General features: G+C 68.8%; 27 protein-coding genes and 1 pseudogene. 10 read left to right on the forward strand and 18 right to left on the reverse strand.

All coding sequences use genetic code 11. The annotated features are described in order from the left end of the window. Positions 1–146 precede the first annotated feature (146 nt). A complete protein-coding gene (locus Vlu01_RS16990; RefSeq protein ID WP_204000337.1) occupies positions 147–2639 on the forward strand; it encodes an ATP-binding protein in 2493 nt (830 codons plus the stop codon). Here Vlu01_RS16990 and Vlu01_RS16995 read toward each other — a convergent pair. From Vlu01_RS16995 to Vlu01_RS17005, 3 genes are all read right to left on the reverse strand, one after another. Further along, complete coding sequence (locus tag Vlu01_RS16995) at positions 2610–2921, reverse strand: hypothetical protein (protein ID WP_204000339.1); 312 nt, start codon at positions 2919–2921, stop codon at positions 2610–2612. The genes Vlu01_RS16990 and Vlu01_RS16995 overlap by 30 nt on opposite strands. Before the next feature lie 128 nt (positions 2922–3049). Further along, positions 3050–5008 carry a peptidoglycan-binding protein gene (locus Vlu01_RS17000; protein ID WP_204000342.1) on the reverse strand — a complete coding sequence of 653 codons (1959 nt, stop codon included), beginning with the start codon at positions 5006–5008 and terminating at the stop codon, positions 3050–3052. Between the two features lie 2 nt (positions 5009–5010). Then, positions 5011–5478 carry a hypothetical protein gene (locus Vlu01_RS17005; protein WP_204000344.1) on the reverse strand — a complete coding sequence of 156 codons (468 nt, stop codon included), beginning with the start codon at positions 5476–5478 and terminating at the stop codon, positions 5011–5013. 334 nt (positions 5479–5812) lie between these two features. Here Vlu01_RS17005 and Vlu01_RS17010 point away from each other — a divergent pair, with 334 nt between their 5' ends. Further along, complete coding sequence (locus Vlu01_RS17010; RefSeq protein ID WP_204000346.1) at positions 5813–6166, forward strand: peptidoglycan-binding domain-containing protein; 354 nt, start codon at positions 5813–5815, stop codon at positions 6164–6166. 204 nt (positions 6167–6370) lie between these two features. Here the strand turns inward: Vlu01_RS17010 and Vlu01_RS17015 are convergent. The 11 genes and pseudogenes from Vlu01_RS17015 to Vlu01_RS17065 all read right to left on the reverse strand — a co-directional run. Next, positions 6371–6546: pseudogene (locus tag Vlu01_RS17015) on the reverse strand (DUF397 domain-containing protein); the annotation flags it as partial. 27 nt (positions 6547–6573) lie between these two features. Next, on the reverse strand, positions 6574–6981 hold the full coding sequence (locus tag Vlu01_RS17020) for a hypothetical protein (RefSeq protein ID WP_204000464.1): 408 nt from the start codon (positions 6979–6981) through the stop codon (positions 6574–6576). A gap of 61 nt (positions 6982–7042) precedes the next feature. Continuing rightward, positions 7043–7357 (reverse strand): hypothetical protein, encoded by a 315-nt coding sequence (locus Vlu01_RS17025; RefSeq protein ID WP_239095949.1) that lies wholly within the window; start codon positions 7355–7357, stop codon positions 7043–7045. A 180-nt stretch (positions 7358–7537) separates the two neighbouring features. Then, positions 7538–8170, reverse strand: coding sequence for a hypothetical protein (locus Vlu01_RS17030; RefSeq protein ID WP_204000348.1), 633 nt, complete (start codon positions 8168–8170; stop codon positions 7538–7540). Beyond that, the gene (locus tag Vlu01_RS17035) at positions 8170–8688 is read right to left on the reverse strand and encodes a hypothetical protein (protein ID WP_373307417.1); all 519 of its coding nucleotides are present in this window, start codon (positions 8686–8688) and stop codon (positions 8170–8172) included. The genes Vlu01_RS17030 and Vlu01_RS17035 overlap by 1 nt, the downstream gene beginning before the upstream one ends. Positions 8689–8822: 134 nt before the next feature. Continuing rightward, the gene (locus Vlu01_RS17040; protein ID WP_204000352.1) at positions 8823–9083 is read right to left on the reverse strand and encodes a hypothetical protein; all 261 of its coding nucleotides are present in this window, start codon (positions 9081–9083) and stop codon (positions 8823–8825) included. A 199-nt stretch (positions 9084–9282) separates the two neighbouring features. After that, the gene (locus Vlu01_RS17045) at positions 9283–9483 is read right to left on the reverse strand and encodes a DUF397 domain-containing protein (protein WP_204000355.1); all 201 of its coding nucleotides are present in this window, start codon (positions 9481–9483) and stop codon (positions 9283–9285) included. A gap of 125 nt (positions 9484–9608) precedes the next feature. After that, positions 9609–9872: a hypothetical protein gene (locus Vlu01_RS17050; RefSeq protein WP_204000358.1), complete on the reverse strand. Its 264-nt coding sequence runs from the start codon at positions 9870–9872 to the stop codon at positions 9609–9611. A gap of 164 nt (positions 9873–10036) precedes the next feature. Further along, the gene (locus Vlu01_RS17055; protein ID WP_204000467.1) at positions 10037–10243 is read right to left on the reverse strand and encodes a DUF397 domain-containing protein; all 207 of its coding nucleotides are present in this window, start codon (positions 10241–10243) and stop codon (positions 10037–10039) included. 56 nt (positions 10244–10299) lie between these two features. Next, positions 10300–10500: a DUF397 domain-containing protein gene (locus tag Vlu01_RS17060; protein WP_204000361.1), complete on the reverse strand. Its 201-nt coding sequence runs from the start codon at positions 10498–10500 to the stop codon at positions 10300–10302. Next, entirely contained in the window at positions 10493–11371 is an 879-nt protein-coding gene (locus Vlu01_RS17065; protein ID WP_204000470.1) for a helix-turn-helix domain-containing protein, read from the reverse strand. Before Vlu01_RS17065 ends, Vlu01_RS17060 begins: the two co-directional genes overlap by 8 nt. A 358-nt stretch (positions 11372–11729) precedes the next feature. On the opposite strand from Vlu01_RS17065, the gene Vlu01_RS17070 reads away from it, so the two are divergent. From Vlu01_RS17070 to Vlu01_RS17080, 3 genes are read left to right on the forward strand one after another with little or no spacing between them, the layout of a single operon-like run. After that, a complete protein-coding gene (locus Vlu01_RS17070; protein WP_204000364.1) occupies positions 11730–12071 on the forward strand; it encodes a DivIVA domain-containing protein in 342 nt (113 codons plus the stop codon). Next, a complete protein-coding gene (locus tag Vlu01_RS17075; RefSeq protein ID WP_204000367.1) occupies positions 12068–12328 on the forward strand; it encodes a hypothetical protein in 261 nt (86 codons plus the stop codon). Before Vlu01_RS17070 ends, Vlu01_RS17075 begins: the two co-directional genes overlap by 4 nt. After that, positions 12325–14349, forward strand: a complete 2025-nt coding sequence (locus tag Vlu01_RS17080) for a hypothetical protein (RefSeq protein WP_204000369.1) — start codon at positions 12325–12327, stop codon at positions 14347–14349. The genes Vlu01_RS17075 and Vlu01_RS17080 overlap by 4 nt, the downstream gene beginning before the upstream one ends. A gap of 26 nt (positions 14350–14375) precedes the next feature. On the opposite strand, the gene Vlu01_RS17085 is transcribed toward Vlu01_RS17080, so the two are convergent. The 4 genes from Vlu01_RS17085 to Vlu01_RS17100 all read right to left on the reverse strand — a co-directional run bounded on the left by Vlu01_RS17085 (position 14376) and on the right by Vlu01_RS17100 (position 17467). After that, on the reverse strand, positions 14376–15089 hold the full coding sequence (locus Vlu01_RS17085) for an alpha/beta fold hydrolase (protein WP_204000371.1): 714 nt from the start codon (positions 15087–15089) through the stop codon (positions 14376–14378). A 166-nt stretch (positions 15090–15255) separates the two neighbouring features. Beyond that, a complete protein-coding gene (locus tag Vlu01_RS17090; protein WP_204000373.1) occupies positions 15256–15990 on the reverse strand; it encodes a hypothetical protein in 735 nt (244 codons plus the stop codon). Further along, positions 15975–16760, reverse strand: coding sequence for a hypothetical protein (locus Vlu01_RS17095; RefSeq protein WP_204000375.1), 786 nt, complete (start codon positions 16758–16760; stop codon positions 15975–15977). The genes Vlu01_RS17090 and Vlu01_RS17095 overlap by 16 nt, the downstream gene beginning before the upstream one ends. Beyond that, on the reverse strand, positions 16757–17467 hold the full coding sequence (locus Vlu01_RS17100) for an ABC transporter ATP-binding protein (protein WP_204000377.1): 711 nt from the start codon (positions 17465–17467) through the stop codon (positions 16757–16759). Before Vlu01_RS17100 ends, Vlu01_RS17095 begins: the two co-directional genes overlap by 4 nt. A gap of 133 nt (positions 17468–17600) precedes the next feature. On the opposite strand from Vlu01_RS17100, the gene Vlu01_RS17105 reads away from it, so the two are divergent. From Vlu01_RS17105 to Vlu01_RS17125, 5 genes are all read left to right on the forward strand, one after another. After that, the gene (locus tag Vlu01_RS17105; RefSeq protein WP_204000379.1) at positions 17601–18461 is read left to right on the forward strand and encodes a sensor histidine kinase; all 861 of its coding nucleotides are present in this window, start codon (positions 17601–17603) and stop codon (positions 18459–18461) included. Then, on the forward strand, positions 18458–19150 hold the full coding sequence (locus tag Vlu01_RS17110; protein ID WP_204000383.1) for a response regulator: 693 nt from the start codon (positions 18458–18460) through the stop codon (positions 19148–19150). The genes Vlu01_RS17105 and Vlu01_RS17110 overlap by 4 nt, the downstream gene beginning before the upstream one ends. A gap of 91 nt (positions 19151–19241) precedes the next feature. After that, a complete protein-coding gene (locus Vlu01_RS17115; protein WP_204000388.1) occupies positions 19242–19847 on the forward strand; it encodes a DNA-3-methyladenine glycosylase in 606 nt (201 codons plus the stop codon). A gap of 312 nt (positions 19848–20159) precedes the next feature. After that, complete coding sequence (locus Vlu01_RS17120) at positions 20160–21299, forward strand: LLM class flavin-dependent oxidoreductase (protein WP_204000390.1); 1140 nt, start codon at positions 20160–20162, stop codon at positions 21297–21299. Next, positions 21296–21949: an FMN reductase gene (locus Vlu01_RS17125; protein ID WP_204000392.1), complete on the forward strand. Its 654-nt coding sequence runs from the start codon at positions 21296–21298 to the stop codon at positions 21947–21949. The genes Vlu01_RS17120 and Vlu01_RS17125 overlap by 4 nt, the downstream gene beginning before the upstream one ends. Positions 21950–21980 lie beyond the last annotated feature (31 nt).

Genomic DNA, 21980 nt, shown 5'->3' on the forward strand with positions numbered 1-21980 from the left:
CACCTCGACCCGAGCTGGCGGTCACACCGGCTGACTTCGTCGCCGCACTTCGCGTACTGCGAATATGGTCCAATCTGACGTACCGGCAGTTGACGGCCAAAGCGAGGGCATCGGGTGATCACCTCGCGGTAAGCACACTGGCGTCCATGCTGAACCGGTCCACACTGCCGAGACGCGAGGTCGTGGCGGGCTTCGTCCGCGCCTGCGGGCTTGACGAGCAGGCGGTGGCCGCCTGGGTGGCCGTTCGTGACGGGTTGTCCGTCCGATCCGATCAACCCAACGAGCGGGCGGCCCTCGCAGCGGTGCACCAGCCGCCGACACACATCGAACCGTCTGCACGTCCGGCCCCCAGCATGTTGCCGCCCGCCATCCGGGACTTCACCGGCCGCGTCACCGAGCTGAAGGCGTTGCGGGACGTGCTGGCCCGGCAGTTCACCGGGGAAGCCCATCCTGAGGTCCAGGTGACTGCGGCCATTTCCGGCATGGGGGGAACCGGCAAGACGACGCTCGCGCTGCATGCGGCACACGCATTGGACCAGGTGTTCCCGGACGGCCAACTCTGGGTCGACCTACGCGACGCCGAAGGATCACCGCTGGAGCCGGGTGACGTGTTGGCCCGCTTCCTCCGGGCGCTCGGGGTCGACCCTCGGGCGATCCCCGACGGTCAGGGCGAACGCGCGGAGGTCTACCGCATGCTGCTGGCGTACCGCAGGGTACTGGTGGTCCTGGACAACGCGAGTTCGGAGCGACAGATCCGTCCGCTGCTGCCGGGCACGGCGACGTGCGCGGTGTTGGTCACCAGCCGACTGCGGATGACTGGTATCGAGGGTGCCTGGCATCTCGAGCTGGGGCAGTTCACCACGGACGAGGCGGTTCAATTGCTCGCCCGGATCACCAACGAGGAGCGGGTACTGCCGGACATCGAAAAGGCCACCGAGATCGCGGAGTACTGCGGTGGTCTACCCCTCGCGGTACGGATCGCGGGGGCACGCCTGGCGGCCCGTCCGGCCTGGCGGCTCGGTCACCTGGCGGCGCTGCTCGGCGATGAGCGGCGCCGACTGGATCGGCTGGCTACCGGCGATCTCGCCGTGCGCGCATCACTGGCATTGAGCTACCGCGAACTCGATGGGCAGGCCCGCCGGCTGTTCCGCCTGCTCTCGCAATTCGACGTCCCCGACTTTCCGGTCTGGCTGGCCGCAGCGGTGCTGGAATGCCCGTTCGAGCAGGCTGCCGAGCACTTGGAGACGCTTGTCGACGCTCAGCTGCTCGCCGTCGGTGGCACTGATAATGCCGGCCAGATCCGCTTCCTCTATCACGACCTGGTCCGGCTCTTCGCGGCCGAGTGCGCCGTGGCGGAAGAGTCGGAGGAAGCCACCGCGCAGGCCCTCGTCCGTGGGCTCGGCACCTGGGTCACGCTCGCGGAACGGATGGCGCCGGCGATCCCGGGCCCGTGTTTCGCCCTCATCGCCAGTCCAGTGCCGCGGCCACCCGTCGACTGGGCGGACGAGTACCTGGGGGACATCGACCCGCTGAGTTGGTTCGACGCAGAACGCGCCGCGATGGTCTCCGCCACCCGGCAAGCGTGCCGGCTCATGCTGGATGATCTCGCCTTCGACCTCGCCGGGCGGTTGGAGAAGTATTTCGACCTGCGCGGCATGTACGTGGACTGGGCGAGCCTCAACACCGAGGTGTTGGCCCTCTGCCGCCGGACCGGCAACCTCCTCGGCGAGGCCGTCATGCTGCGCGGCCTGCTCGACGTCAGGACCTGGGCCGCCGGCCCGGGCGACGGTGCCGCGATGGCCCAGCTGCACGGCGAGGCGGTCCGGCTGCTGGCGAGATTCGAGGCCCTCGGCAATGAGCCGGGCAGCGCGGACGCCGCCGTGATGTGTTCCTGGGCGCTGGCAGCGGCGGGTTCGTACCCGGAAGCCGTCGCCATGGGCGAGCGGGCGTTGCGGCTGGCCACCCGGTCGGGTCACCTGGGTGGTGAGGCGCGCGCCCACCTGGCGCTGGCGGTGGCCACCTTCGAACAGGGGCAGATCGAGGTGGCGACCACGCATACCGCTGCCGCTCTGGAACGGGCCCGCGAACTCGGCAATTCCCGGTGGGAGGCGACTGCCTTGCAGTTCTCCGGCATCGGCCACCGAGAGCTGGGAAACTTCGACGAGGCTCATCGGCTGCTCACCGAGTCCTTGCGGATCTCCCGCGCCGACCGAGACGACTACACCGCCACGTTGACCCTGCTGGCGCTGGCGCGACTGCAGGTCAAGCGCGGTGACCCGGAGGCGCGGGAGACCGCTGAGATGTCACTGGCGCTGGGCCGCGAATACCACATGACGCATCACCAGGCCGAGGCGCTGCTGTTGCTCGGAGAGATCGAACTGGCCGAGGATCGCCCCGCGCGGGCCGTGCCGTACCTGGAGAGGTCTGTCACGCTGTGGCGTACCCGGGGCTGGCCGTCGTTCCAGGCTGCGGCCTTGACCAGCCTGGGTCGGGCCCGACTGCACTCCGACCCGCAGGCCGCCCGGGGGGCGTTCGAGGAGGCACACGCGCTTTTCGTGCAGTTGGGCAACATGGACAAGGCAGCCGAGCTGACAGCGCTGATCGAATTTTCAGACGCCGCACGCCAGCGTCGTCGTTGAGGTCTTGGACGCGCCCGTCGCAGCGTTGTAGATCGCGCCCTTGAAGGTGTTGGTGCTCGTACCGGAGCACGTGTGGCTGGTGGATCGGCTCTTGTTGCCGCCGAAGCTGACGTAGTTCAGCAACCGCCAGCTAACCCCGTTCCAGACGTAGAGTTGCGTTTCCCAACTGGATGAGGCGCCGCAGCCTGAGGTGGTGCCCGTGGTGACCGCCTTGCCGCCGCTCTTGACCGGCGTTGAGATGGTCCAACTGCACGCTGCCTGAGCGGTCTGGACGATGGTCATTGAGGCTCCGATTCCCAGAGCACCCGCCATCGCTATGGAGGCCCACCGATGATGCCGTCTGCGCATGATGATCGTTTCCCTTCGGTTGTCGCTAACGAGGCGAGCAGGTGTGATCTCGTGAAGCGTTTTTAGAACTTCGCGCGGTTCAATGCCCTCTGGAGGGCGGCGACGGTGGCATAGCCCCAGATGCCGTCGATGGCCAAACCGCTGTTGACCATGGTGTTGAGGTGCCTTTGCAGGGCCTTGACCGAGCCTGGACCAAGTACGCCGTCGACAGTCAGGCTGGCGTTGCTCCAGGTGTTGAGATGGCGTTGCAGGGCGCGGATCGAGGCTGGGCCCCATTGGCCGTCCACCGTGGTGCCGATGGCCCGCTGGGTGGCCCGGATCGTCGCGGGCCCGAAGTCGCCGTCGACCGCGAGCAGAGCTCCTTCGTCGTGGTACGCCTGATAGGCAGCCTCCGTGCCGGGGCCCCACAGACCGTCAGCGGTGACGCCGAGTTGGTCCTGAAGCCACCGCACGCCGGCTGCCGTGTTCGGACCCCAGAAGCCGTCAGCCACCAGGGGCGGCGTGTAGCCAAGGCCGTTCACTGCCTGCTGTTGAGCGATGACCGATCGGATCGATGTCATGCCGCCCGCAGGCGCGCTGCCCTTGATCTTGGCGAGATACGCCGCTTCGGTGGCGGGTCCCCACAACCCGTCGACGGTGACCCCGAGACGGCCCTGAAGCCAGCGCACTCCGGCGTCCGTCTTGGGGCCCCAGAGACCATCCACGACCAGACCCGGTGTATAGCCAGCTTGGTTGACGGCCTGTTGTTGCGCGCCGATCGACCGTACCGACGTCATGCCGCCACCCATGCCGCCGCTGCTCGGAGGCGGATCGGTGACCGCAGGAACATTGTCGGAGTTCATGCCGTTCTGGACCCAGGTTCGCAGCTGCGAGCCGGGGCAGGGGGTCGAGTTGCCGGCGAGTCCGCCGTGCCAGGTCTTGGCCAGGGCCTTGCCGGTGAGTGCGTTCGCGCGGTTGTAGAGGGCACGCATCGACCGCAGCACGGCCGGTGTGACGTCGCCATCGGAGCCGATGAAGCAGGCTCCAAGGTGTGTGTCGTTGTGCCCGCTGGCGTGCGCGCCCATGACCTCCCAGCCGCGGCCCTCGTAGATCCGGCCGGCCGCGTCGACCAGAAAGTTGTATCCGACGTCCGACCAGCCGTTGCCGTCCATGTGGTAGTTCTGGATCTGACGTGGTGTCATCGCGGTTGGTCCGGCCGAGTAGTGGACGGTGAAACCGGTCCGGGCTGCGAGCGCGACCCGCGTGACCTCCACGGGTGGCCGGGCTCCCCACTGGCGGCGCGGGATGATGGCTACCGGCTGCGACGTGTCCGGCGGAGGTGCCGGCGGCTGGAGCGATCCATTCGTCACGTACGGGTACAGCGTGCCGGGGCAGTACGTGTCGAATACCTGCCGGTGTCCCAGGATCTGCGGTCCCGCTGACCCGTGTTGGCGTAGGTGCCCGATCAGGTTTCGGATGGCGGCCACCATGGCGCCGGTCGGCTGGTCGTCTGCGCCCCACGGTAACGATGTGGCGCCGACCAGACCCATGATGGCGTAGTATTTCTCGTTTGCTCCGGGGATCTTGGCGCCCTCGCCGGCGCCGTTGGCGGCAGACCGGAACGAGATGCCCCGGCCCTCGAAAATCACGCCGTGCTGGCAGACGACGAAGTTGTAGGCGATATCGGTGCCCTCTCCCGACATGCCCTCGTTCTGGATGTCGCGGACCTGCGCGGCGCAGTCATTGTGGTTCTCGGCCGGACTCCAGCGGTCGGTGCCTCCCTTGTGATGGATGACGACACCACCGTCCCACGGCTTCCAGCTGTACTGCGTGAGGTCTTCCTCCGGCGCTTTGGCCCCCCAGGCGGAGCGCGGGACGATCGGGACGTCGGCGGTCGCCTCGGCGCGCGCGCCGCTTCGCGCGCTCGCCGATGCCGACGGCACCAGTACGGTGACAACGGTCGCGGCGCCGCCGAGGAGTACGGCACGGCGGTTGATTGGAGGCGGCGAATCCCCTGAGGCTGCAGGCCATTCGTTCGTCATGGTCAGGTGCCCACGCTGATCCACTCGGAGCAGAAGCTCACGCTGTTGTTCGGGTAGTTGCCGGAGCACGCGCGGAAGACAATCGTCTTGAGGGTCACGCCCGGCTGATTTTCCGGGAACGACTTGTTCATGTACCGGGGGCCCGACGCAGAGCCGGCGGTGTGCCAGATCCGCCCTTTGCGCACGACCGCCCCGGTCGGACTCACCTCGTCGTCGAAGAACTTCCAGTCGATGACGACCGGGGCGCCATCGACCATGGTGTCTTCGATCCTGAACCATTCACCGTGAGGGGCGAAACAGCCACGGGCTCTAGCGGTTCCGTACGTGCAGTAGTAGGTCGGGCTACCCCCGGGGCCGACCGCATCCGTTGCGAGCTGCTTGCCGTCCGCGGCCTGGGCGGGTGCCGCGAAAGCGCCGGCGGCCAGAGCCGCACCGGCTACCACTCCTGCCATGACTGTGCGAATACGCATGTGTGCCTCCAAGGGTTGTGACGAAAAGTGGCCAAGCCCCTCTGCTGCCCGTGGCAGCAGAGGGATTCGTGACGCGTCAATGCGAGTGTCGCTGATCGCATTCTCTGAATTGTCAACAAATGCAAACTGCCTGGCCTTGTGGACTCGGTCAAGCATATCCACCGGTGCGCGTGCCGCAATTGTTCCCGGCTGTTCCGGACTGTTCCGAACGCGGCCGACTCTGGACCGTCCACTCGGCGAAATGCTGAAGTTGGGGAAAGCCGGTGCCGGTTGCAGTGGCCGCTGATCACTACTGTCAGTGGGCTACGCCCGGCAGGTCACCTTGGGAGGAACAATGCTCGTACGACGAGCTGCACTGTCAGTAGCCATCGGAATTATCGGCAGCGTGACGCTGGCGATACCGTCCACGGTCCAGGCCAGCCCGCCCGTTTCCCATGCAATCGCGGCGTCCTGCTCGTACAACGGCGGACACCCCACCATCAGGTTCGGAAGTTCGGGGTCAGCGGTCGCCCATGCCCAGTGTCTCCTTCGCGAGTTCTGGGGATACCGAATCACTGTCGACGGAAGCTTCGGGATGGCCACCTCCGTGGCCGTCAGAGACTTCCAGGTTCGCTGCGCCCCACCGGTCGATGGGATCATCGGGCCGGCTACGTGGAACGCCCTTCACCCAGATACCTCACCCTGCTGAGGAGCAGGAGCGTGTCAGGCTCCGGCAAAGTCGTGACGGCGCAGGGAGCGACAACGCTTGGAGCGAGTGGCCAAGGTTGAGTTCGGTGATCGATCGTCAGCGAACCGTATGTGCGCTCCCGTGTCGGGGTGCGCCGAGACCACGGAGCCGGCGAACAACAACGGAGGGGAGCCGTTTGGGCCGGCGTTCCCTCCGTTGCTGTCGTCAGTGGTGCGCCGTCTCCCGTTTCACATCTGCGACGAAGGCGATCCATGCGGCAGGACGGAGCGTCAGCAGCGGGCCACTCGGTCCTTGCTGTCGCGCAGCCCGATGATGCCGGGCAGGTTGTCGACGACCTCGACACAGTTACCGCCGTTGTTGCTGCGGCTGGACTTGCGCCAGTGTTGGACCCCCGCGGCGGTGCGAGGTTAGATCCGGCTGGCCAGAGCTGCCGCCTCGGTGAGGAGGGCGTCCAACTCCTCGTCAGAGACGGTGCCCGCGCCGAGGATGTGCAGGATGGTCAGACCTTGGACGCGGCCGGCAAGGTGCGGGTCGATATCAGTGTCGACGCTCGGATCGAGAGCAGCGCTGATCAACTCTTCCGCGCTGGTCGCATCGGTTCCGGGGCCACCGGTTGTGGTGAGGCGCATCTCGCTGACGAACCGGATCACCTCATCCGGGCTGGCACCGTCGGGAAACCGCCGGTTGACGGCAAAGTAGAAAACCGCACCAAGCAGAGTGCTGAAGCCCTCCCAACCTTGGTCATCGAGGCGTGCCTCGATGCGGTCGTTCTCCGCGTGCTCGCCCTTCACCATCGTCCGGATGTAGGCGACCAGCTGAGAGCTGCTGGTCATGTCACTTCTTTTTGATCGGTCGTTTGGCATGGGATCGTCCGAGCTACATGTATTCCGCAGCGGTCTGTTCCGCTTCGGTGACGAAGGCGTTGAGCTGCTCCGGTGTCGGATTGGCATCTTGCAGGATCTTGGTCAGGACGAACAGCTCTGCGCCGAGCGCCACGTCTGGGGAGATGTTGTCGGCCAGCTCTGCTTCGCCGAGGGCGGCACGGATAAGGCCTTCCGTCTCCAGCGCGGGGATGCTGTCTCCCTCCTCGTAGCCGGCTCGGGCCGAGGCCACGAATTGAGCGACATCGGCAGGCGTAGTGTCGGGCCCGAAGCGACCGTTGACGGCGATGGCGAAGACGGCCCCGATCACCTGGCGGCCCCGGTCCACTTGTCACGGTCAAGATCCGCTATGAGGGCATCGGTCTTCGTCCAGTCGCCCCGGGCCATGGACTGGATCAACTCACCCAGCTTTGTCACCACGCATTCCTGGAACGCCGCTGCAACGGGACCTGGGCGGCGTCCTGCGCCGCCTGAGCTGAGAGAGCCGAGATCAAAGCTCGACCCGGTATGCCTTCAGGGTCTTGACGCAGAGGCGGAGTTCGCCCGCGAGATCACGCAAGAGGTTGCGCGTGGCAGTCAGTTGTCCCTCTACGGTCGAGGTCACCTCAGGTCGTCCGCCGGCAAGAATAACGCTGATCTCGTCCTGGCTCGCCCACACCTTTCGGTGGATCGCATCGAGTTGCCGCGAAGTTCGGTCGAGTCGACCCCTCACATTGTCCAGTCCACCGATGACCTGGCCGACGATGCCCGCTGAGTCGCCGCGAGCCCTCGACCCGGGAGGGCTGCCACTTGAGTGCTGGTGTCGCCTTCGGCGACCCTCGACGGAGCTTGCCGCTGACCTTCGCTGGTCACGGCGTTCGCGGAGATGGTCGATGCCGGCTACGACAAACGCCTTGCCCTGAGAGCCCACCATGCCCCCGATGATCGCTCCGCTGGTCGACGCGACAGCAGGTGACACCGGCAGGCCCCACCTGGCGCCCGCGAGGCCGACCAGCATCCCCACGCCAGCACCACCCCATTCGACCAGCTTGCCGAGCCCTTCCTTGGCACTCTCGTACTTGAGCCGCCGCGCGAACGGTCGCTCAACCTGTTTCCTGCGACGGTTGTCCTTGCGCCAGCTCATCAGGCAGTTATCGGGTCCAGGTACGCGCAACTGACGGCGATTAGCAACGGCAGATGAACGGCGACATCTCGGGCTACCTCGTCAGAAGTGGCCCCTGACGGTTCGTCACCCTCTGCAACGTTCTCGGAATCATCTGCGTATAGATCGCATGACCGCCAGAGGTTGGGATCGCGCCACGAGAACGACCAGAGTCCGTAGACGTCGACCGGCACGGCGACTTTGGGTTGGCCGGCGTGGCCGATGCGGTGCAGGTGAGGTTCCTCGGGGGTGGAGCCGAGGCCCTCGCCGAGGGGAAGGAGTTTGTGGCGGCGGAAGACCGGTTCGAGGTCACCGTCGGTGTCGAACTCCACGAGTAGGCCGCGTGCGATCAGGCTGTCGACCAGCCGGGCTGCCTGGGGTTCAGGGTTCGGGGCGGTTTCCAGCAGCCGGATCAGCGAGTCGCGATTGACTTCGAGTTTGGCGTGTCGCTCGGCGTCCACGAAGGCCGCTGCCCAGACGGCGGCCTCGGTCTCGGTCAACTCGATGAGGTCGTCGCCGAGATGGATCTCGTAGCACTCGGGAATCGGGTCCGGTGGTCGGACGTAACGGTAGCGGGGTCCCATGGACAGGCCGACCGGGACGATGACGCGTGGCATGGAAGGCCTCTCGGGTGTCAGAAGCTGGCGGCGTATCGCTTGGTCGTCTCGACCGCGCCGCCCGCGAGCTGCGATGCCTCGTTGAGCTTCGCCTTGACCTGCTGGATCTGGCTGACCGCCTGGCTGACCGCCGGGTGGCTGCTGCCGGCGGTGACGGCCTGCAACAGCGCCAAGCTCTGCTCCAGCGAGTCGTGTACGGCGCGAAGCTGGAGGACGGTCTGCTGAGTCTGCTGGCCGAATCGGTTGATGCCGGCCTTGATCTCCTCAATCGACGCCACTGCGACTCCTCCCCGTGGGCATCGGACAATGTCCGCAGCGACCGTACCGGACCATGCACCGTCCGTCAGCCCTCGGTCGCAGATCGGTCAACATCGCCGAATCGTATGTGCGGTCCCGCGCCGGGTGGCCGAGACAATGAGTCGTGGAACCACCAGCGGAGGGAAGCCGTGCTTTCCGGCGTTCCCTCCGTTGCTGTCGTCAGTGGTGCAGCGTTTCCCGTTTCACCTCTGCGACGAAGACGATCCATGCGGCAGGACGGAACGTCAGCACCGGGCCACTCGGGTCCTTGCTGTCGCGCAGCCCGATGATGCCGGGCAGGTTGTCGACGACCTCGATACAGTTGCCGCCGTTGTTGCTGCGGCTGGACTTGCGCCAGAGGGCATCGGTCAGGTCAGGCACGGGAATACTCCTCTGCGACTTGCTGGACGAGGGGCACCGATACGCTCGACGGTCGCTTTCGCTTGATTGATCAAGTGAAAGAGTGCCGTCATGGAGGGTCGCCTTTATGTCGCCGACGCTCATGGTCAGCCCAGAACGCTGATGTACTGCCGGGCGGCCTGGGTGCTTCCCTGGAGAGTCGTGGCAGCTTCGATCAGCCGTTGCTTGCTCTGCTCTGCGCGGGCGATGGACTCGGCGAGGGCGGGGTGACCGGTGCCGGCGGCGACCATCCGCAGCAGGGTGAGCACCTGCTCGATACCGTCGACAGTCGCCCGGATCTGGTTCGTGGTGGTGTTGCTCTGCTCGGCTGCCTGGGCGAGCGCGGCCTTTACCTGCTCGATGCTGGCCATGCCGTCCTTCCCGAACTGACAGACGCACCGCAGAGTCCGGCGGGCGTCACTGATCAGTAGTCGGGCGAACACTATCCGACGTGGATGGCTGTTCGCAGCCCCGCGTTGGACGAGTAGGGGAACGCCATCATGCGTGGACGATTGACGTTCCCCGTTTCCTGCGCTCAGTAGCGCAGCGTTTCCCGTTTCAGACCAGAGACGAAGGTTGCCCACGCCGTTGGATTGAACGCGAGGACCGGGCCGTTGGGGTCCTTGCTGTCTCGTAGGCCCACCGAACCCGCGAAGTCGTTCGCGACCTCAACGCAGTTGCCGGATCCGTTGCTGCGCGTACTCTTCCGCCAGGTCACGCGGGCCGTGCTGACCTCGTCCACCCGCGCCGTCATCTCATGACTCGTCGTTGCTGGGCAGCGCCGCATCGTCATATTGCTCAGCTCGCCGATGTCTCGCGCTTCACCCCGGTGACGAAGGCGGTCCATGTTGCCGGGTTGAACGTCAGCACCGGGCCACTCGGGTCTTTGCTGTCGCGTAGCCCGATGATGCCGGGCAGGTTGTCGGCGACCTCAACGCAGTTGCCACCGGCGTTGCTGCGGCTGGATTTGCGCCAGACGGCACCGGTCAGGTCAGGCACGGGAATACTCCTCTGCAACTTGCTGGATCAGGCTCTTGGAGTGGGACTCGTTCAGAACCCGGCGCGTCATGTCGGCCCAGATGGAATCATAGACAGCCGTCTCATGAGGCTTGTCGAGATAGATCGCTCCCGTCGCGGCCTCCAGGTAGGCCACGGGTGGTTCGATCTCCCGGCCCTTGCTGTCGCGCGGAAAGTCCAGGATCGAGAAGGAACCAGCCGTCATCCCGGCGTGCAGTCCCGCAGAAAATTCCAGCACTCGGACAGTCACGTTCGGTAGTTCCGCTGCCTTCAAGACCTGGTGCAGTTGTTCGGCCATGATCTTGGCATTGCCGACTGGGCGGCGCACCACGGCCTCGTTGATTATCACGCTCAGTCGCGGGGCGGAGAACCGAGTGAGTAGTGCTTGCCGCTCGATCCGGAGCTGGATGGCGCGCTGCTGCTCTTCGTCATCCCCCGCGTTGATCGCGCCGTTGGGCAGCTTGAGTAGCTGCTCGGTGTAGGCGCGGGTCTGGAACAAGCCAGGGACCAGTTCGGCTTCATACTGCCTGATGTTGGACGCGGCATCTTCCAGCCCGATGTAAAGCTGGAACCAGCGCGGCAGGCCGGAACCGATGTAGTCGTGCCACCAGTTCTTGTTCTCCCGGGTAGCTGCCGTCATCGCGAGCAGCACTTCGCTGTCCTCGGCGGACGCACCGTAGAGGTCGAGCATCTGCTGCACGTCTGCCTGCCGGTAGCGGACGTGCTCGGCACCGTTCTCGATGCGGTGCAACGTGGCACGCGCCCGGTCCAGGCGTTCGGCGGCCTGCTCCATCGTCAGTCCTGCCGCCTTGCGCAAGGACTCGAACTTGCGCCCGATCTGCCGCCGCAGCATGGTCGAGCCGGTCACTGATTGTGACACTGCGTGCCCTCCGGCCTCTGTGAACCATCAACACCCGTGCGTTCAATTCAAGCGCCCTGCTGTTGCAAAAGCAATAGACACGTCACAGGTGGTGAATAGCTTCTGCAAGGCAACCGAAGGCGCGATCTTCCTGACACATTGCAATTGGCCTGACTCGGTGCTTGACTGCGTTGGCGGCCACTGTGGAAGTGCTGGTCAGGGGCCATGTCTGCCCCGCTGTCGTACCGCCAAGGAGGGCTGCGGTGGTGGGTGCGCGGCGGGTCCGTCGGTGCGCGGCGGGCCGATGGACCCGCCTTCCACATCGCTGACGCTGACGAGAGCGAGGTCTGTCATGCGCAACCCATTCCGGCGGCGAACCGCCGGGCCCACGGACACCAGGTACGCCGCGCGGCACGCCGAGCAGCGTGACGGCCTTCCACAGTCGGGGACCTGCTACCGGACGGGCAGTTACCGTCCGCTGCGGCCGTGGCAGGTGCGTCAGCAGCGGTTCCGGCTGGGGCGGCGCGGCTACGACCCGATCGAGGTCGCCAGGTTTCTCGACCAGGTCGCCGGTGACCTGGAGGCGGCGTACCGGCAGGTGGCCGATTCCCGCCGGGAAGCAGACCAGGTCAAGGCCGCGCTGCGGCGTTGGCGCTCCGAGCAGGTACGGGCGAACCAGGGGCACTACCGGTGAGCGGGCGGTACGTCGTGCATCTGCCGGTGGTGGCGTCCGACCTGCTCGGCGCGCAGCGGCTGGCCCGGGTGGTGGCCCGGTGGGCGTCGATGCTGCCGCAGGCGGACCCGGGGGAGACCACCGTGTCGTTCGAGGACGAGCAGGGCGTACGCCATCGGGTCTTCTGTGACCTGCGGCTGCCCGGCGGCGGGCGGTGCCTGCTGGGGGTCGACCACGACGGAGCGTGCGCCCGCCGGTTGGGTGGTCTTCGGCTATGACCACGGTGGTCGACTGTGACGAGTGTTCGGGGATGGGCTTTCTGGTGCGGCGGTGCTGCTGCACCGACGGCGGGGACCGGCTGGTGGTGGACGCGGGCGGGTACCGCGACGAGGCGTACGCCGGTTGTCGGGTCTGCGGCGGCGACGGCAGCGTGGCCGAGCAGTGTTATCGGTGCGGGCAGAGCGGGCGGCGGCGGGCGCAGCTCGTGGTGACGGTGGTCAACCTGGACAGCGGAGCGGCGGCGTCGCGGCGGCTGGTGGCCGGTCGGGTCGTGCCGCAGGTCGACGCGGAACGGGTGTGGCGGGCGCGGGAGCTGGTCGGTGAGCTGGCCGAGGCGGTCGGGGTGCGGGGGTTGCGCCCGCGCTGGGGGCGGCGGAGCCTGGACGACATCCTGGCCTGGTACCCGAAGTCGTGGCAGCCCGATCTGCCGGCGCGGCGGCGGTTAACGCTGGAGGCGGCGGCCCTGGCCCGGCAGGATTTCGACCCGTGGCGTGTCTACGTGGGTCGCAGCACCGAAACACCGTCACCTGCGGTCCCCGGCCACGAGCTGGCCCGGCTCTGCGGCATGGCCGATCTGCTCCATCTCGACCTGGTGGTGGAGGCTCGTCACCGGCACGGCTGGCTGCTCTGGCAGGTGCGCTACGACCTGCCCGGCTCGCCGGTGCCGGGGGAGCGGCAGGTCGTCGGTGCCGGCGATCTCGCCTCGGCGGTCGCCGGGACCAGCGCGGCCAGTGCGCTGCGTGGGCTGGGCGAGCGGGGACGGCACGCCCCCGCGTACACGGTGCGGCCGGTGCCGGCTGCCGGCGTACCCCGAGCGGTGGATCTTGATCGGCTCGCCCGGAAGGTCGTCGCGGACCTGGCCGGCGACGCGCCCGGGGCGCAGGCCATCTGGCGCGACGGACGCTGGTGGCACACGCCGCTGCACCCTGCCGGCAGGGTGGAGGAGCTGTACGAGCGGGAGACCGGCCAGGTCGTCCAGCGTGTCGAGCAGAAGCTGCGGCGGGCGACCGAGCCCCCCGATCCAGTCTGGTGGGGCGAGCCGATCGCGCAGCGGCCGTGCCCGGACTGCCGGCCCGGCACCCGGCTGCGTCGCTGCGACTGCCGGCGTACCACCGCCAGCCGGCCCGACCCGCACTGCCCGGACTGTGCCGGCGCCGGCTTCGCCCCCTCGGCGCTGCGCTGCTCGACCTGCCGGGACAGCGGGCGCATCCCGGCGGCGTTGACGGTGACCGTGACCGACCTGCATCGGGTCGGTCACGAAACCTGGCGACCGGTGCCGGGCGAGGCCGCGCCGGTGGTCGGCCACCAACCCAACGGCACCGCCGTGCACCAGCTTCCCGCCCACTGGCGGCTGGCCCGCCATGCCACCACCTTCGGGGTACGCCCGGCCGACCTGAGCCGTCTCGATGAGGACTGGCCGCTCGACCAGGACCTGCTCGACGGTACGGTGACCGCCTTCGACCCGGGCGTCGAGCCGGCCCGGCAGCACCTCGAACGCCTCGCCGCCGGGCTGCCCGGAGCGCGCCTGTTCGTGCTGGCCGCCGCGCCCGACGCACCGCCGCTGACCGACCTGCTGCGGCTTGCGCACGCCCTGGACCTGACCGCCGTGCTGACCTACTGCGATCACCGGCTCGACGCCGGTGACCCGACGAGGATCCAGGGGGAGCGGTGGCACGTGCGACTCGGGGTGCGGGACGCCGAGATCGGCGCGGAGCTGCCGCTGCACGCCACCGTCGAGCTGGCCGTCGCCCGGTGCCTCGCGCACCTGGACACGCACCTGCTCGCCACCGTGCCCCGGGACCCGGAGCAGCCGGTGCCCGCCCCGCAGGCCGCACCCTCCCCGTCGCCGCCGGACCCGACCGGGTTGATCCGCCGCCTCGGTCAGCACTACGCCGGCCAACCGCTCACGGTGTCGTTCGATCGTTTCGGCTGCCGGCTGTGGCTGGCCGAACAGGGCGTCCTCCACCCGCTTGCGCGAGCGACCACCCTCGGCGACGCCGTTGAGGCCCTGCGCCTGTGAGCCACCCACGACTCGGGTACCGGATCTCAGCCGCTGACGCTGCGGACCGCCTCGATGATGGTTTCGGCGACCTCGCCCGGTCGGGCCACGGCCATCGCGTGCGAGCCGCCGGGCAGCTCGCGCTGGCCCTGCGGTTTGGCCCGCTCCGCCATGAACCGGTGCGCGGCGACCGGGATGTTCATGTCGGCATCCCCGAACACGAACCAGCTGGGCAGGGAGCGCCAGGCGGGGGCGCCGGTGAGACTGTCGTTCAGGGCCTGCTCGGTGATCGGCCGTTGGGTCCGGGCCATGAGCGCGGCGAGATCACTGGGCGCATCCGCGGCGAACTGCCCGTGGAAGTCGTCCTGGCCGATCGCCACCTCGTTGCCGCCGGTCGACACCGGGTACTGCACCAGCGTGCCGGCGAGGGTGCTGCCGGGGAACTGCCCGGACAGCCCGAACGCGCTCTCGCCGGTCTCCGGCGCGAAGGCGTTGACGTACACGAGGGCACGCACCGTCGGGTTGTCGCCCGCCGCCTGGGTGATCACCATGCCGCCGTACGAGTGACCGACGAGGATGACCGGACCGCCGACGCCCCGGATCACGTCCGCCAGGTACGCCGCGTCGCCGGCCAGGCTCCGCAACGGATTGGCGGCGGCCAGCACGTTGTAGGTTCCCAGCCGTTCGATCACACCGTTCCAGCTCGCCGACTCGGCGAACGCGCCGTGCACGAGGACGATGGTGGGCTGCTGATCAGACACGATGTGCTCCCTCACTCGGAGATGCTGTTCACCTACCGACGGCGCTGGTCCGCCCGAATACCCGCTGGGTGATGGTCAAACGCGCTGGCGCGATTCGCTGCGGCAGGTGGGTGGGCGGGGGACCGGTTGCCGGCGGACCGGGACCGGGTTACCTGGACGGGTTTGCTCAGGCGTCCCGGCGTCGGAAGGCAGCCACCGCCCCACCCCCGGTGACAACGACCCAGCCGAGCAGCACGAGCAGGCCGGTGGTGGGAGTCAGGACCGGCGCCGGGTCGGGAAGGTAGAGCAGGCCCCCCGCCCGGCCCGGCAGATAACGGGCGTGTGGGGTGATGGCATCCAGCGCTGGCGAGACGACCAGAATCAGGCTGAGCGTGACGACGAGAGCGGGAACGACGGCCCGCGTGAGCGTGGCCAGAGCCACACCGAGCAGACCGATGAGTACGAGGTAGACCGCCGCCCCGACGATGTTCTCCGGAGGACCGTCGGTGACCACGGGAACGTCCCGTGTGGCCAGCGTGACGCGGGTCGTGAGCAGCCCGGTGGCGAGCGCCGCGACGGCGGTTCCGGTGGCCCAGGCCAGGTAGGCGAGGGTCTTGCCGGCCAGCACGGTCAGGCGGTCCGGTACGCACCTCAGGGTGGTGTGGATCTGCCCGTCGGTGTACTCGGTCCCGACCGCGAGGACGCCGAGGGAGATGGTGCCGGCCTGCAGGTACGGCACCGCCTGAAGGACGACTGCGACCGGCTCGTCCGCACCGACCGGAGAGACGGCCAATGCCCCGGTGATGACCATCGCTGCGCCGATCGTGCCGAGGACCGTGGCCAGCACCGCAGGAAGGCCGGACAGCTTGGCCAGCTCCGTGGCGGCGGCCCGGCCGTAGGCGCGGATCACGCGTCCCGCCACCGGAAGACCGCACCGGCCAGCGCGAGGAGCCCTGCCGTCCACGTTGCCATGACCACGCCGCCGGTGAGCGGGGCGAGCGCCTCGTCGAACGCCAACAGGTCACCGGCGAACATGCTCATGCCCGCGAGGTCGGGCAGGAACCTGGCGAGCGGGGTCAGGTGGGACAGCAGCACCGAGACCGAGACGAGCGAGCTGTTCACCACGAGCACGATGATCGGAGCGATCCCGTTGCGGGTGAAGACCGTGACCGCGAGGGCGGTCAGCGCCGTGAGCATCCAGTAGATCCCGGCACCGACCGAGCGGGACAGCACTCCGTCCGGGGTCGGAGGGGCGTCCCCGCCGATTATCCCGCCGGCCAGAGCCAACGAGGCGGGAATCGCCACCAGAGCCGCGACCGCGACGAGCAGGCCGACGGCGATTGCCTTGCCGGCCAGCACGCCGAGACGGCTGGGGGTGGCGGTGAGGGTCGTGGTGATCTGCCGTCCGCCGCCGATGTTCGCACGGTTCGCGGTGTACTCGCCGCTGACGGCGACGACGCCGAGGACCACCGCGCCGACCGTGCCGATCGGAACCGCGGAGAAGACCGCCTCGACCGGCGAAGTGTAGGCCGTCAGCTCGGGTCGTCCGCTGCGCAGCGCGGCGCGGACGCCGACGGCGTTGATCAGGGTGATCGCGACCGGACCGAGCACGGCGACAGTCAGGGCGACCATCGTCGCTGGCAGCGTCGCCGTCTTGCGTATCTCGGCGGCGACCGTGTTGGGGAAGGTCATCGCCCACCCGCCACCGGCTGGGTGAGGGCGAAGAAGGCATCCTCCAGGGTCGGGTAGCCGGCCGTGACCTCGCGGATCGGGCCGGCGGCGACGACCCGGCCGTGGGCGATGACGACCAGGTCGTCGGCGATCTGGTCGACCTCGCTGATCAGGTGGCTGGAGAGCAACACGGTGCCACCGGCGTCCGCGTGACCGCGCAGCAGTACTCGGATCCAGCGAATGCCCTCCGGATCGAGCCCGTTCACCGGCTCGTCGAGCACCAGCGCACGGGGTTCGCCGAGCAGCGCGGCGGCCAACCCGAGCCGCTGGCACATGCCGTACGAGAACCGGCCGACCCTGGTACCTCCGACGGCACCGAGCCCGACCTGGTCGAGCACCTCGGCCACCCGCCGGGTCGGGATGCCGTTGCTGCGCGCCATCCACGTGAGGTGGTTGCGGGCGGTACGGGAGCGGTGTGCGCCCGAGCCGTCCAGCATCGATCCGACCGTACGTAACGGCTGACGCAGGCGCCGGTACGGCTGACCGTCGACCAGGGCCGTGCCGGCGTCCGCCCGGTCCAGGCCCAGCAGGATGCGCAGGGTGGACGACTTGCCCGCACCGTTGGGCCCCAGTAGACCGGTCACCCGACCCGGTGCGGCTCGGAAGGTGACGTCGGTGAGGATCTCGCGGGAGCCGCGCCGCTTGACCAGACGCTCGACTGACAGCATGCGCACCATGTCAGCCCAGAGCGGTGGCCCGCGTCATCGGACCAGAGCCGGGACTTTCGCCGGTTCCCCCACCCCAGGTCGCTCCGACCCAGGTCCGATGTCACGGCACGGTCCGGATTCCTAGACTCGCGAGATGGCACCTGACGGGCGACCGACACGGCGATCCTGGCTGACCGCCGTCGCCGTCGCGGTGCCGGTGATCCTGCTCCTGTGCCTCGCCACGGCGGGTGCCGAGGGGCCAGCCGGGACACTCCTGCTGACACTGATCACCACGGCCGCTGTCACCGCGTCGTTCTGGGCGGTGATGCGCGTTCGACACGAACGGCGGGTGTACGAGGACCGGCTGACCGCGTGGGCCGCCGAGCGGGCTGCGGCGGCCGAACGATTGCGTATCGCCCGTGATCTGCATGATCTCGTCTCGCACGGCATCGGCCTGGTCACCATGCGTGCCGCCACGGCCGCTCGGATGACCGGGCCGACCGGTGCGGCCGAACGGGTGACTGCGCTGTCCGACATCGAGAGGATCGGTCGGGAGACCACCGCCGAACTGCGGCGGATGCTCGATGTGCTCCGCGCACCGGGCGGCGAACCCGCTCCCTTGCGACCGCCCGACACGCTCGACGCCCTACCGGAGATCGTGCGGTCCGCCGCCGCTGCCGGGATCACCGCCACCGTCGACGCGCGGAAGGTTGGTCAGGTGCCACCCGGTGTGCAACTCGCGGTGTGCGCGATCGTCCGCGAGGGCCTGAGCAACACCGCCCGGCACGCCGGTCCGACCCGCGTGCACGTCACCGTGGACCGCGACGGCGACGCGATCGTGGTGAGCGTACGCGACGACGGGCCCCGGCCCGGCTGGCGACCACGCCCTGGCGCCGGCCACGGCCTGAACGGTCTACGCGAGCGGGTGAGCATGCTCGATGGTGCCCTGCACGTCGGTCCGACCGGGCCGGGTTTCCACCTCACGGCGCGCCTGCCGGCCCGGTGCTGTCCATGACCACGGAGTCACCGGGTCGTTCCGTCAGCATCCGGGTGCTTGTCGCGGATGACCAGCCGCTCCTGCGGCACAGCCTCGCCCTCCTCATCGACGGCACCCCGGGCTTGACCGTCGTCGGTCAGGCCGCCACCGGAAACGAGGCGGTGTCGCTCACCCGCGAACGCCGCCCCGACGTCGTCCTGATGGACATCCGGATGCCCGACGGCGACGGCATCGAAGCGGCCGAACGCATCACCGCCGCCACCGACCTGGGCGGCACCAGGGTCGTCGTGCTCAGCATGTTCGCGCTCGACGAGTACGTGGCCGCCGCGCTGCGCGCCGGGGCGCACGGCTTCCTGCTCAAGGACGCCCACCCGGACCAACTCGTCGACGCCATTCGGCGGACCCACGCGGGCGAGTTCCTCTTCGCTCCCAGCATCCTCACCCGCTTCGTCGCGCACTACCTCGACCGGCCCGGCCCGCCGCAGGTCCGGAAGATCGACGGGCTGACCGGGCGCGAGACGGAGGTGCTGGCTCTCGTGGCGCGCGGCCTGTCCAACGACGAGATCGCGCGGTCACTCACCATCTCGATCAAGACCGTGAAGACCCACATCGGTAACCTGCTCACCAAGCTCGACGCCCGGGATCGGGCGCAGCTCGTCATCGCCGCCTACGAGAACGACCTGGTCGAGCGCCGGCCCTCGCGGTGAACACGCCTGACCTGCCGGATGTCACAGCTGTGGGATCACCGTGGGCAGCGCCGGGTTGCCGGTCGGATGCCGGGCCGGGTTATCTGGACGGGTGGACTATCCCTGGCTGAAAGCCCCTGCCGCCGAGGTCGCCGCAACCGCCCGCTCACTGCTCGGCTGGGAGATCTGTGCCAACGACGTCCGGGTCCGGCTGACCGAGGTCGAGGCGTACGCCGGCACCGGCGTGGATCCTGCCTCCCACGCCCACCGGGGTCGCACGGCCCGCAACGCGGTGATGTTCGGCCCGGCCGGCCACGCCTACGTCTACTTCACCTACGGCATGCACTGGTGCATGAACGTGGTGACCGGGCCGGAGGGGGAGGCGTCGGCGGTGCTGCTGCGCGCCGGCGAGGTGGTCGACGGCCTCGACGTGGCCCGGGCGCGGCGGCCGAGCGTACGCCGGGATGTGGATCTCGCGCGCGGGCCCGCCCGGCTCTGCGCGGCGCTGGGAATCGACAGGTCCGTCTACGGGCACTACCTGCTCGGTGACGGGCCGGTCCGGCTGCACCCGCCGTCGGCGCCGGTGCCGCCGGAGTTGGTGAGCGCCGGCCCCCGGGTCGGGGTGACCGGCGCGTACGACGTGCCGTGGCGGTTCTGGGTGACCGGCGACCCGACCGTGAGCAGCTACCGCCGTCACGTTCCGCGCCGGCGCACTTGAGCAAGGGCGGCCGGGCTGCCGTTTCGGAGGCGATAGTGAGCGTATGCGCGACCTGTCCGCCGGGGATCTCGGCATGCTGCTGTCGGTCCGGCCGCGACGGTGCGGGCAGCGACCACGGGCTGGACGACTGACGCCCGAGGATGGGTAAAGTCCGCTCAACCGGCAAACATGGTGGTGCCGCAGGCGGACCGCGCGAGGGATTGTCGCTGTTCCCGTCCCGGGTCCTGGCCGGCGGAATAGTTGACTCGTCAAGTATGTTGTGCGAGTCGTCCGGGCCAGCCGAGGTTCGGTCGCCACTTAGGGAGGGGCCTCATGCAGTTCGGAGTCTTCACCGTCGGTGACGTCACCGTCGATCCGACCAACGGGCGAGAGCCGACCGAGCGTGAGCGCATCAAGGCGATGGTGACCATCGCGCTCAAGGCCGAGGAGGTCGGTCTCGACGTCTTCGCCACCGGTGAGCACCACAACCCGCCGTTTGTGCCCTCGTCGCCCACCACCATGCTCGGGTGGATCGCCGCCCGCACCGAGCGGCTGCAGCTCTCCACCGCCACCACGTTGATCACCACCAACGACCCGGTCAAGATCGCCGAGGACTACGCGATGTTGCAGCACCTCGCCGACGGTCGGGTCGACCTGATGATGGGCCGGGGCAACACCGGGCCGGTCTACCCCTGGTTCGGCCAGGACATCCGCAACGGCATCCCGCTCGCCATCGAGAACTACGACCTGCTGCGCCGGTTGTGGCGCGAGGACGTGGTCGACTGGAAGGGCAAGTTCCGCACCCCGTTGCAGTCGTTCACCTCGACGCCACGCCCGCTCGACGGGGTGCCCCCGTTCGTGTGGCACGGCTCCATCCGCAGCCCGGAGATCGCCGAGCAGGCCGCCTACTACGGCGACGGCTTCTTCGCCAACCACATCTTCTGGCCCGCAGAGCACACCCAGCGGATGGTCGGCCTGTACCGGCAGCGCTTCGAACACTACGGACACGGTTCCGCCGACCAGGCGATCGTGGGTCTCGGCGGCCAGGTCTTCATGCGCCGCAACTCCCAGGACGCGGTGCGCGAGTTCCGCCCGTACTTCGACAACGCGCCGGTCTACGGACACGGCCCCTCGCTGGAGGAGTTCACCGCGCAGACCCCGCTGACCGTGGGCAGCCCGCAGCAGGTCATCGACCGTACCCTCAGCTTCCGCGACTACGTGGGCGACTACCAGCGGCAACTGTTCCTCATCGACCACGCCGGGCTGCCGCTGAAGACCGTCCTGGAGCAGCTCGACCTGCTCGGTGAAGAGGTCGTGCCGGTGCTGCGCAAGGAGTTCGAGTCGCTGCGTCCGGCGCACGTGCCGCTGGCACCGACCCACGCCTCGCTGCTGGCCGCCGCGGGTGGCGGCAGCGACAGCACCGTCCACGCCGTCGACGACGTCACCGGCCGGGCACCGGAGCAGACCCGATGACCCGGTCGGATGCCGGAGGCGGCGGGACGACCAGGCGTACCCTCGCCGTGGTCTCGGCCGGTCTCAGTCAGCCCTCGTCGACCCGCCTGCTGGCCGACCAGCTCGCCGCGGCCACCCGCGACGAGCTGGTCCGACATGGCGAGCAGGTCGACCTGCGCCTGATCGAGCTGCGCGAACACGCCCATGACATCGTCAACCACGTGCTCACCGGTTTCCCGTCGGAGTCGCTGCGGCAGGTACTGGACGACGTCACCGGCGCCGACGGGCTGATCGCGGTCAGCCCGATCTTCAACGCCTCGTACAGCGGGCTGTTCAAGTCGTTCTTCGACCTGGTCGACGCCGACGCGCTGGGTGGCCGTGCGGTGCTGATCGGCGCGACCGGCGGCACGGCACGGCACTCCCTGGCGCTGGAGCACGCGCTCCGGCCGATGTTCACCTACCTGCGGGCGGTGGTGGCACCGACCGCGGTCTTCGCCGCACCGGAGGACTGGGCCGGCGGCGCCGTCGACGGCGCGTTGCGCGCCCGGATCGATCGCGCCGGGCGGGAACTGGCCGAGCTGGTACGGCGCAGCGCACCGTCCAGCGGGCCCGCCGACCCGTTCGCCCTCACCACCAGCTTCGACCAACTGCTCGGCGGTCAGGACACCTGACAGGTCGACCGGGCCGGCCTCTAGACGGCGG

It is taken from the genome of Micromonospora lutea (assembly GCF_016863535.1).
Lineage (GTDB): Bacteria > Actinomycetota > Actinomycetes > Mycobacteriales > Micromonosporaceae > Micromonospora > Micromonospora lutea.